This window comes from Kribbella sp. NPDC050470 (genome assembly GCF_044458365.1).
Lineage (GTDB): Bacteria > Actinomycetota > Actinomycetes > Propionibacteriales > Kribbellaceae > Kribbella.
The window spans coordinates 1-1407 of the sequence record NZ_JBITHV010000031.1 but is presented as its reverse complement, the minus strand read 5'-3'; the positions used below and the strand labels follow the sequence as shown (position 1 = coordinate 1407).

Genomic DNA, 1407 nt, shown 5'->3' with positions numbered 1-1407 from the left:
AGTTGAGTCCCCGATAGTGGTGTAGCGCGGTCGCCGAGCTCGTCGACGAGGAAGCGGTCACCGCGTGATCCTTCGAGTCAACCTTCCACAGAATCCTCGAGGACCATCACGATGACCGCACCACACATTGTCGACCCTGCCAGCCTGCTTGGCGAAGCGCTCGCCGAGGCGAGCCCTGATCTGATGCGTTCGCTGCTGCAGTCGATCATCAACGCCCTGCTGTCCGCCGATGCCGATGCTGTGGTCGGTGCGGAGTGGGGACGACCTTCCCCGGGCCGTACGACGCAGCGCAACGGCTACCGTCACCGCGATCTCGACACCCGGGTCGGGACCGTCGACGTCGCGATCCCCAAGCTCAGGAAGGGCACCTACTTCCCCGAGTGGCTGCTGGAGCGCCGCAAGCGCGCCGAGTCGGCCCTGATCACCGTTGTGGCGGACTGCTACCTCGCCGGAGTCTCCACCCGGCGGATGGACAAGCTGGTGAAGACTCTTGGCATCGACTCGCTGTCGAAGTCCCAGGTGAGCAGGATGGCCGCCGACCTCGATGCGACCGTGGAGGACTTCCGGCATCGGCCTCTGGACGCCGCTGGCCCGTTCACGTTCGTGGCCGCCGACGCGTTGACGATGAAGGTCCGCGAAGGCGGCCGCGTGGTCAACGCCGTCGTGCTGCTCGCGACCGGCGTGAACGGTGACGGCCACCGCGAGGTCCTCGGCCTGCGCGTGGCCACCAGCGAAACCGGGGCGGCCTGGAACGAGTTCTTCGCCGACCTGGTCGCTCGCGGCCTCGCCGGAGTGCGCCTGGTCACCTCCGACGCGCACGCCGGCCTACGCGAAGCGATCGCCGCCAACCTGCCCGGAGCCGGATGGCAGCGCTGCCGCACCCACTACGCCGCGAACCTGATGTCGATCTGCCCCAAGAGCATGTGGCCGGCGGTGAAGGCGATGCTGCACTCGGTCTACGACCAACCCGACGCCGACGCCGTGGCAGCGCAGTTCGACCGGCTGCTCGACTACGTCGGCGAGAAACTCCCGGCCGTCGCCGACCACCTCGCCGCGGCCCGTGAAGACGTCCTGGCGTTCACGACGTTCCCCAAGGACATCTGGACGCAGATCTGGTCGAATAACCCCGCCGAACGGCTCAACAAGGAGATCCGGCGCCGCACCGACGCGGTCGGGATCTTCCCCAACCGCGACGCCATCGTCCGCCTCGTCGGCGCAGTCCTGGCCGAACAAACCGACGAATGGGCCGAAGGACGCCGCTACCTCGGACTCGACGTCCTCGCCCGCTCACGCCTAACCACCCACACCAACACCCAAACCGAGATCGAAACCGACGACCTACCCGCACTCACCGCCTAACCTCACCCCAGGATCACGCAGCACTACACCACTTCCAGGGGCTTGACC

The 1407-nt window shown here is 67.3% G+C and carries 1 protein-coding gene; it reads left to right on the top strand.

What is annotated here, in order from left to right; genetic code table 11:
• Positions 1–111: 111 nt before the first annotated feature.
• Complete coding sequence (locus ACIBGM_RS45255) at positions 112–1359, top strand: IS256 family transposase (protein WP_396389125.1); 1248 nt, start codon at positions 112–114, stop codon at positions 1357–1359.
• The last annotated feature ends 48 nt before the right edge of the window (positions 1360–1407 follow it).